The sequence below is a fragment of the Bacillus gaemokensis genome (genome assembly GCF_001590835.1).
In the GTDB taxonomy this organism is placed as follows: Bacteria; Bacillota; Bacilli; order Bacillales; family Bacillaceae_G; genus Bacillus_A; species Bacillus_A gaemokensis.
In genome coordinates this window covers 1-9,887 of sequence record NZ_LTAQ01000031.1, presented here as the reverse complement: position 1 = coordinate 9,887, position 9,887 = coordinate 1, and the positions used below count along the sequence as shown (strand labels likewise).

General features: G+C 30.4%; 6 protein-coding genes and 3 pseudogenes. 5 read left to right on the top strand and 4 right to left on the bottom strand.

The features are described 5' to 3' along the window. Nucleotides 1-166: 166 nt before the first annotated feature. A pseudogene (locus AZF08_RS32230) lies at nt 167-292 on the bottom strand (ABC transporter ATP-binding protein); the annotation flags it as partial. A 572-nt stretch (nt 293-864) separates the two neighbouring features. Here AZF08_RS32230 and AZF08_RS19260 point away from each other — a divergent pair. Next, on the top strand, nt 865-1,722 hold the full coding sequence (locus AZF08_RS19260) for an alpha/beta fold hydrolase (protein ID WP_033678942.1): 858 nt from the start codon (nt 865-867) through the stop codon (nt 1,720-1,722). Nucleotides 1,723-2,495: 773 nt separating this feature from the next. After that, nucleotides 2,496-2,777, top strand: a complete 282-nt coding sequence (locus AZF08_RS19255) for a hypothetical protein (RefSeq protein WP_033678943.1) — start codon at nt 2,496-2,498, stop codon at nt 2,775-2,777. 256 nt (nt 2,778-3,033) lie between these two features. Here AZF08_RS19255 and AZF08_RS19250 read toward each other — a convergent pair. Both AZF08_RS19250 and AZF08_RS19240 read right to left on the bottom strand, forming a co-directional pair. Continuing rightward, nucleotides 3,034-3,932 (bottom strand): annotated as a pseudogene (locus tag AZF08_RS19250) (Rpn family recombination-promoting nuclease/putative transposase). A gap of 101 nt (nt 3,933-4,033) precedes the next feature. Next, nucleotides 4,034-4,881, bottom strand: a pseudogene (locus AZF08_RS19240) (recombinase family protein). A gap of 1,606 nt (nt 4,882-6,487) precedes the next feature. On the opposite strand from AZF08_RS19240, the gene AZF08_RS19235 reads away from it, so the two are divergent. Next, the gene (locus AZF08_RS19235; protein ID WP_033678945.1) at nt 6,488-7,087 is read left to right on the top strand and encodes a hypothetical protein; all 600 of its coding nucleotides are present in this window, start codon (nt 6,488-6,490) and stop codon (nt 7,085-7,087) included. Between the two features lie 581 nt (nt 7,088-7,668). On the opposite strand, the gene AZF08_RS30840 is transcribed toward AZF08_RS19235, so the two are convergent. Continuing rightward, nucleotides 7,669-7,812 (bottom strand): hypothetical protein, encoded by a 144-nt coding sequence (locus AZF08_RS30840; RefSeq protein ID WP_167332937.1) that lies wholly within the window; start codon nt 7,810-7,812, stop codon nt 7,669-7,671. A 251-nt stretch (nt 7,813-8,063) separates the two neighbouring features. Here AZF08_RS30840 and AZF08_RS19230 point away from each other — a divergent pair, with 251 nt between their 5' ends. Further along, nucleotides 8,064-8,681, top strand: coding sequence for a DUF2238 domain-containing protein (locus tag AZF08_RS19230; RefSeq protein ID WP_033678946.1), 618 nt, complete (start codon nt 8,064-8,066; stop codon nt 8,679-8,681). Between the two features lie 592 nt (nt 8,682-9,273). After that, entirely contained in the window at nt 9,274-9,582 is a 309-nt protein-coding gene (locus AZF08_RS19225) for a hypothetical protein (protein WP_033678947.1), read from the top strand. The last annotated feature ends 305 nt before the right edge of the window (nt 9,583-9,887 follow it).

Below are 9,887 nucleotides of genomic sequence, written 5' to 3'. Positions count from 1 at the left end.
TGTATAACAGGGAACTTCCAGCTATTAAAAGAGCCAGACTTGCAAATGTAATTTGACTACGTATTTTCATAAGGCATTCCTCTCCTCTATTCATATTGTATAGGTGGTTGCTTACTGTTTCATACTAACCACACAGCTATCATCTCTACCAATGACAAAAGGTCAACATTAAATTTGTAATCATCTTCATAATGATTATTTTTACAAACACCATTCTGTCCTAACAAACGGTAAATCCCTCTTTTTTCACATGTATGTTAACCACAGAAATTACTTCTTTTCCTTGAAACACTCTTGTTAACTGGTTTGTTTTTCATATATAAGTCATATCTGTTCCGCCTTTCATGCTTCTTTATATTTTGATCATACACAATGAAAATCTCTTTTTCCTTACCTATTCCTTACGTTCAAGATAGCGATGTGGTCAATTACTAATTCCATCACATTCCCTCCTCACCTTATAAAACAAACTTGAATTTTAGTTACTTACGTCTTCGTGTTTTTATTGTAGGTGGTGAAAGTAAAATCCACGTAAAATCTAGATAAATTTAGCTTAAAATATACCATGGAGCTTTTATTGTCAGTTACTCCGCTCACAAAATAACTAACTTTAAAGAAGGAAAAACTTTGTTTAGGGGGGACTTCAAAACCTTAGGTTGATGGTGATGGGGCTGAACCCCATCACCATCAACCTAAAGAATCAAAATCCCCCCATAACGAAAATTCTATTCATTATTGACTACTGATAATAATCTCTTATGTCAACTAATCCTGTATCGAGTATACATAACAATATGTACAGGTTTTTTAATACATTAAAGAGAATTTATATAATTTAGTATTTATTACAAGGAGGATTCACAGTTGACTAACATAATAACAAGTGACGGAACTACTTTACACATAACGAAAAGTGGACAAGGAATACCTTGTATCTTTCTACACGGTGGTCCTGGCTATTGGAGTTATTCTTTTGAAAAATCAGCAGGACCGTCTTTAGAGAATTTCATGCAAATGTATTACCTAGATCAAAGAGGTTGCGGACGTTCTTCTTTATCTAAACAAGATGATTACTCACTAAAAAGATTATTACAAGATCTTGAAGAAATAAGAAATGAGTTCGGATTAAAAAAATGGCTTGTGATGGGACACTCCTTTGGTGGTATATTGGCTACAAATTATGCAAAGCGGTACCCAGAATCAACATTAGGATTAATCTTGTTAAACTGCACATTAAACAAAAAGGAAACAAACATGCATCAAATGAACATAGGGAAAAAGTGGCTCAACCAAGAAAAGATTACTGATAATTATGAATCAATGGAACGATTTTATGAAGACTTTTTTGGCTTAGCAAAGGAGCTATTAGAAAGAGAACTATACTATGACATGCAATTTGAAAGTAAAGAGAATTTAAAAGTTCTTGAGCAGTTAGATAAGGATCTTATATACAGATCTAACTTTCGTGAATATGCTTTTAAGGACATTGAATTTTTTCAAGACTATACAAAAATCACAAGCCAGATTCATACACCAACATTAATAATTAGTGGAAAACATGATCATGCTATTGGACCAGATCATTATAAAAAATTTAAGTTCCCTAACAAGTATGTAACTATACTAGATGACAGACATCACCCTTATATAGAAAATCCTAAAGAATTTCAACATGCAATTCAGCAATTTGTAGAAAGAGGGTTTAGTATAAATACACTCTGAAATTAACTTCCGCTAACGATAATTATGTAAATACGAAACCCCTTCAGCAAGTAAAATGAAGGGGTTCTTTCTAGATACATTGAATACCAATAAGTGGTGTTATGTTAACTTAAGAGGTAAATGTCGAATTTATCGGAAATTTGTATTTTTTTGTTGTTTTATTTTATTTTTAATGTTAAACTCATAATTATAAAGAAAGAGTAAACAAAAACCCTTTAAAGTTTAAATTGTCAAAATATTAAGTTTTTAAAACCCTCCACTTGCACCTTACTGATGATCATGTGTATCTACCACTCTTTCTTTTTTAATGTTATATCATACGAAACAAAACAATCTTGATATATCTAGATTGTTTTGTTTCGTATGATATAAAGAGATGTTGACACCTCTTTATTTATAGTGTTCTGAATGTATACTTTCGTTAGTGATTTTGGAGAAAATGCATGATTCGTGATAAAGACAATAAAATCAAGGAAATGAATGTAAACTAATATTTAAAAGTTTACATTTATTTATAAAAAATAAAAAGCACTTTTTAACGTTCCATAAGTGTTTTTTAAGCTAGTATTAATTATGTAGTTTATAATTTTTATCTGTATCTAATAAATTCATTATCAAAACAAAGAAAAATCCTATTGCGTCTAATCCTTTAAATCAATTAAAGGTAGGTTCTGTTATAAATTTCGAAAAAAATTCAATACTATGCGTAATAAATAATATTCCAAAGATACATATGTTAAAGTTCTCATTAAAGGATAAAAAAAGAGGGTATTATGGTGAAAAAAATCAGGATAGGTACATTTATATCGATTTTAATACCGGTTTTATTGATTATATTTAATGTTAACTTTATCTACAAAATTACTCTAACTGTATCTCCAGGACTCTCTATTTTTTCACCTGTATTTCTTTGTCCAATTGGATTTCTCTTAGCCATTTTGTCTTATAAAGTAGATAAAAATACTGGAGCAAAGATTGGGATTATATTAAATGTGGTAGTATTTTTGATTCCTTTTATTTGGATGATAGGAAGAATTGCGTGGTTGGGATCTTAATTATATAGAAAATAATGTATTATTTACACCACTATTAACATTATCGAGACATGTATTTGTAAATTTTTAAATAAAATAAATTATATTTTTATTCCTAAGTTTTATTTGACTAATCAAACGTTTGTTTAACATATTTGAGGAATGAATAAGTAAAGATATTATCTCAGAATGGCTCCTCATTCCCTAAATCGTTTCTGTCCCCCTAATAGTAAAAAGCCTTGCGAGATTTTTCGCAAAGCTTTTTTAATTACATGTATTATAATAATAATTTTCGTATTTCTTCCGTAGTTAGGCCTGTGAATTTTGCAATGTCTTCTAATGGCATACCATTCTTATGCATACCACGAATTAATTGGATTTTTCCTTGTTCAATTCCTTCTTCTCTTCCTTTTTGGATCCCCGTTTGAATCCCTTTTTCTAAACCTTCCTCTAACCCTTCTTCACGAGCGTGCGCCAACTTAGCCTGTTCATCTAGAAGTAACTTCTCACGAGCTTCATAGGCTGTTCGGAAAGAAGAATCATGGCTCATATTTTCCCATTTATTCATTGCCTTTGTAAAATTGGATCTTGATTCATCGCAATCTCCTCCAATGTTTGAGTTAAATGTTCATCTTCATGTGCTGGTAATAATAACATCCAACGAACAAATGCATTTTCCCACGGGTTTACTTTTTCTTCACGCCACTGTTTGACCAATTTTGGTATCTCAACAAAATGGATTTCAATGTCATCACTTAATAGTTGTTGCGATTTTGTATTCCACAATTGTCCGATGGTATGAAATGCTTCATCGTGAGAAAACAAGATAAAATCTAATAAGTTAATGGTAATGGTTTTCCGAAGGGAACGATACGGCATCCCTTCTTGCATTTGGGATGTATAGAGTTTACTCCAGTAATATAAAGATCGCTTCACCATATCATGTGTATTGCGAAGCTGTATCTCTATATTCACTTGCGTTCCGTTGTCTAATGTTGCTAATAAATCTAAAATGGATAACTTATCATCTTCATAAGCTTTATGAAGATGTGGGTCTTCTAATTGTAAAGATGTAATAGGTGCCTCTAAAGATTCCTCTAAAATAGCATTCAAGAAACCGGTTAAGATTTCTTCATTTCCTTTTGTTCCGAATAACTGTTTAAAAGCAAAATCAATTCATAAATTTACTAATTTTGTGGACATGGGTTTCCTCTCCCTGTCTTTCATTTCTTCTTATTATTTTATAATGTAATTCTTTATATAAGCAAATGCTACTTTTACCATTGTACCCCTAATTCATCAAAGTACATATCTAACTCTGTAAAACAGTTGTTTAGATAAGCTTCTATGCTATCTACCTTTTGTTCTAAATCTGGAATCGTAGTGTAAGGAACGTAGAATATGTACTCCCCATAACGTTGTTCCATATTGGATTGTGATATGAGAAAGGATTCGATATTCTTTCGAACTTTCCCCTTTCCTCGTACAAATTTATTATTATTTTCTACACGTAACAACATACGGATAGTGGCTATTTGTTCTTTAGTTTATTCATCTTTTTCGGTTTGTTTATTTTTTCTTATGTATCGGTAGAGCGTAGCTTGACTAATACCTGTCATGTTTACAATTTCTTGTATACTATATTGCTCTGATTTATATAAGTTTAATGCCTTTTGAACATAGGTATCTTTAATACGAGGACGTCCACCAATTCTTCCTCTTGCTCTTGCACTTACAAGACCCTCTTGTGTTCGTTGAGCAATCAAGTCTCTTTCAAACTGGTTAAATGCCTGAAAGACTGTTAACATCAATTTTCCTTGAGGTGTATTGGTATCAAATTGTTCTTTGATACTAATTAGCTTAACTCTCTTATTCTCAAAAAATCAACAAGTTCAATTAAATCTTTGGTACTTCTTCCTAATCTAGAAAAGCTTTCTACTACTAGCGTGTCACCAGGCCTAGTTTTATCTTTCAATCGAGTAAGTTCTGGACGATCACTTTTCGTACCTGTCATCTTTTCCGTGAGGATTTCGGTACAGTTATAATTTTGAAGCATATCTAGTTGACGAATCAAATCTTGTTGTTGGGTACTTACTCGTGCATAACCATAAATGTATGAATTCATAAAATCACCTAACCTTTACATGATAATTTTATCATAAAGGGTGGTTAAAGTTGATTTGATTTTGACAATAGTTTTGATAACATAGTTAAGCAATTTATAAGGGTCAAATTTTGTTTGTTTTTCATTTATCAAAAACCATCGTTTTTGATAAATGTGAAATTCAATTTTTCTTATTTCTGAACATACCAAAACCTTTACTTTTTGGGACGTTTTATTATAAAAAGGAAAACTAAGTTGATGACTTTTTATAATTTGTAAAAATGACCATTAAATATTCATACAAAAAACCAGTGATATCAGTACATGTGTATGATATCACTGGTTTTTATGAGTTTAACATTTTGTATCTTTTATAGAACTCACCAATTATAACTTTACATATAGATAACGTAAGAATTAAGTTTTTAAATATTTACAATATTTAGTACAAAGAATATCAATTTACTATATATAACATTTATGTAAAATTATAATTAAGCTAAACTCTTCTTTAAATCTTTGCCCCTAACAAGGATTTAAAGACAATGCTATTTTTAGCTCCAAGTGTATTAAAAGAAAAAAGCCAAATCTATCATAGAAATTGGCTTTTTTCTTTTGAGTTCATGTAAATAATGACTTGAACCCACTACTCTTTTTCAATTAGAATTATATTTTATCACATTTTTTATCGCTTTGTTACTGTAGATTTTATTTTTATCAGAAAATTAAGATATATTAACACCTTTTTAATAAAGTCATCTCTTTTACTTCTTAAAAATTCATCTTTTTAAAATAACAGAATATTTCGTGTTAAATGATATCCTGATTTAAACGTCTATGTTGTAGCATGCTAAGAATTCTTACCGAATTTTCTGTTATTCAAAGTATTGGAATCTTCTTATCTCGATGTTTTATAATCATATTATAACAAAAACGTTCCAAAAGGTATTCGTTTTTTAGATACGTTCCTAAAATGGATTTTTAAGGTTTTGGAGCTGATTTTTCATGTAATTCTTATAGTTCCAAAAGGTGTACCTTTTTATACGTAATTACAGATAGGTGTACCGCCAGCAAATCGAAAAAAAACCACGTTAAGTAAATTTCAGCATAAAATGCTTTGAAATTTGTCGCATTAAGGACATTTTAATACAACGCAACACAATTTACTTAAATTGATAACTTTTTTGTAAATGTGGTTAATGTGGGTTTAAAATAAAGTTTGATCAAAAATGTTCTTAGTAACAATTGCATAAAATGAATTGCTTTTGGTTGAAAACATCTATTCTTTAACAAACTTTGCAACAGAACCATTTGAATGAATATAATTCGAAAAAGAATATCCTTGAAAGAGTTTATTGAAGGGGGGCTTTTTTCGTCCTCTTTCTTGAGATTAGGGAAGTGTTAGCCAATACTTTATTCTGATGAGAAATGAAATATTAAAAGAGAATAACAAATTCATCATACAACTCCTAATAATGTTTTATTCTAAAAATCAAATAAAAAACAGCGAATATTCTGGTTTTTATTTATAAACTTCAGAATATTTACAAAAAATCTAAAAATACAATACATTTTACTAGTACAAAATTTAATTGTACAAAAAATCTAAAAAAAAAGGGATGGTTGTATGTTGAAGAAATTAGTAGTAGGAACATTAGTAGCTGGTTTTGCATTAACTGGAGGATTAGGAACAGTATCAGCAAGTGCTGCAGAAAAAGATTATACAATTAAATCATTTGACTATGTAACAGTTGATGAAAAGAATGTTGATTCGTTTGCACAATTGAGTAACCAATCAAAAGAAGACATCCAAATAACTATGGTTCTACCTAAACAAAATAAAAATGGAGATTGGTTGGCGTATGGTTTTACGAGCAAAGAAACAATGGATGCTTTTATTGAAAAAGATAAACAAAGGCTTAAAAACCAAATAAATCCCCTAGGTAGCGGTGCTGGTAGTACTGATTTCTATGAGCATAAAGATAAAGGTGGACAGTATATTTATTGGAGCAGTGGTTTTAAAAACTTGTCTTCTACCTGGAATGACAGAATTTCTTCAGTAAGTACAGCATCACCTTCTGCAAGTTATTCGACGACGCTGTGGGAACATACTTCAACTCAAGGATATGGCAAAGGGGTCTTGTTTAGACACTCTGATTGGTATGGTAAAACTGCTAATTTAGCTGCGGATTGGAATGATATCACTTCAGCAATTGAAATCAAATAGTAACGCGGAATTTCAATTGATTAGGTGAAGAAGTTTTAAAATCACTATTTTCTCATCGATTTAGAAGAAATGGGAGAATAGTGATTTTTTAAGATTTTTTTGTGTAGAGAAACAGAGCAATTATTCCACGTTTTTGGCCCAATACCAGCGTAGCTGCGATTAGGGACGTAAAAGTCAAAATTTAAAGATCAATCGCACGATTTTGTATTTATTTTCCAAAGTGTCCCATCATTCCATGAATCGTTTTCGTACCCCTTTTAGTTTAGGTTCCACAGGATACGTCGTAATTACTTTATTTGGCTCACCTTGACCTGAAATGAAGCGAATTATATATGCGAAAGTTGTAAGCTTTATTGTCGAAGCAATTAGTTCAACATATCATCAAATAAAAAACTACACGAGTTTTGAAATGTCCCATAAACAGAAACACCTCTTATATCGTATCTAATTTCATGCGATATAAGAGGTGTTTTTTGCTTGTTCTATTCTATTGGATCACTCTTTAGATTGCTCTACTCTAATTAGATTATTTTATATTTATGAATTAACAGTATGCTAATCGTAACCTTTACATTATCCTGTTATTGATTATTCTTTTCTTGAATTTCTTCAGAAGGTTCTTCAGTTGGATCTGGCTCATCTTCATCAACGCCATTGCAACCACACAAAAAACCTACAGATAAAATAGTAGACATAAGAGCAAGTAAATATTTTCTTTTCTTCACGTGAGTATTGCTCCTTTCAGGTAAATATTTATGCTATTATCCTCTACTTTAAAAAAAAGAATATGCTGAGCATTTTTTTCCTGTATATCAAATTAGAATCAAATCCAATTATTAAAAAACTGGAATTACTTAGATATCTGTAAGTTTACCGTAAAATGTAAACTAAGGTTATCAGCCCTAATTACTCTGTATACGAAATTGTGTTTTTTCAAATACTTTAAGCAAAAAAACTTTCAATAGGAGTGAAAAAAGTGATAAGAAACAAAAATACAGTGATTCACCTATTTTTATTATTGGTTGTTACTGCAGTTTTTATATGGTCTGTTATTAATCCTGCAAGATACTCAACATGGGCAGCGGAGGCTATTCCAGCCGTTCTCGGTCTAATCATTATAATTGCAACGTACAATAAGTTTCGCCTCACCACTCTCTCCTATATGATTATTGCAATATTAGCCATTATAATGTTTGTCGGCGGTCATTACACATACTCAAAGGTTCCTCTTTTTAATTGGATAAAAGATATTTTTGATTTAAATCGAAATCACTACGATCGATTTGGACATTTGATAAAAGGCTTGTTTACAATTGTGATAAGAGAAATATTATTGCGGAAAACTCAACTAACCGAAGGCCTTTGGTTAGTTACGATTAGTATAAGCATTTCGCTTGCTATTGCTGCATTATACGAAATCATCGAATGGTTAGCTTTTAAAATAGCAAAGGGAGGAAAAGCAGCAAAAGACTTTTTAGGTATGCAAGGCGATATATGGGATGCACAATGGGATATGTCACTTGCCTTAGTGGGTTCGATTCTTGCGTTACTCATCCTTTCAACACTACATAACCGGCTGTTAAAAAATAATTAATAAAAGAGTGAATTTAACGGAATCTATGTAACAATGGAACCAAATTATGCTTTAAACCTTAATGGACATTAAAAGACTACTTTCATCTCAATATTTTTTATTAATAATACTTATAGAAGCTCTTCTCCATCCTCATCAAGCAAAGGTTGGTTTTATCCTCATAAAGAAAAAACGTCATTCTTTATGTATAACAAAGAGAATAGCTTCTTTTGCATAATATGGACATAAATTTCATCTTAGCTCTTAATACTAATAGAGATTAAAAAGTATTAATCTTGTTTGTCTTTTACTCATCCTTTCATGTGAGTTTCATTATGAATATAAGTTAAGCGAGTGAATTTATAATATACTGAATTAATAAAGTTCCAAACCAATCATACATAACTTTTCATTTCCTTTTTGATTTTTTTATAAAACTATTTTGCATATTTCAGCAAAAACAGTCGGCAAATATTAGCATTTATAGTAAATAAACCAAGAATCATTAGTATAAGTTGGCATCATAAATTTCTATAAAATATTGCAACATAAATCATGTGAAATTGAACTTAGTGTTTCTTTTTCCGAATTTATTTTTTACAGGGGGAAAAAAATGAATATTCTTAACTTCTTGATGTCATTATTCAATTCTGGAAGAAGAACTCAGCAAATGTTTAAATTGTTTAGAAATAGACGAAATAATAGAGGATGGATTTGGGTTTCTTTACTAGGATTAGGAACAGTTTTTAGTGTAGTAGCAACACGTAATTCAAATATAATGAGACCTATCCAACGTATGTTCCAAGGTGTTCAAAATACAACAAGAACATTTATTCCATCCAAAGTAAACTTGGCAAATATGGAGTTTGCCAATGAAATTACGCCTAACAACCAAAAGAAACAAGGTAATCAAGACCAATAGCTATCGCGAATAATAAAAAACTCGTTTTTTAGTCACGAGTTTTTTATTATTCTTAATGACTCTATAGCTGCATCGAATACGTTTTCATCCATTTTTATTGTGCAGCTTCACTTCGTTGTTAATAACCAGCTAACATGGCTTATTCTATAAGGTTCGTTTATTATTTTTAAAATCTTAGTCAATGTATTCATTCTATAAAGATACCCAAAATTTAGAAATCATACTTTTGATAGAAAATAGCTATTATAAATAGTGAATTCATGATTATAAGGAGGAACTAAATTATGACAGTAATTACTAAGCTC

Coding starts and splice junctions, on each gene's coding strand:
- AZF08_RS19235 (WP_033678945.1), top strand. CDS start 6,488: ATGTTGAAGAAATTAGTAGTAGGAACATTAGTAGCTGGTTTTGCATTA.
- AZF08_RS19255 (WP_033678943.1), top strand. CDS start 2,496: ATGGTGAAAAAAATCAGGATAGGTACATTTATATCGATTTTAATACCG.
- AZF08_RS19225 (WP_033678947.1), top strand. CDS start 9,274: ATGAATATTCTTAACTTCTTGATGTCATTATTCAATTCTGGAAGAAGA.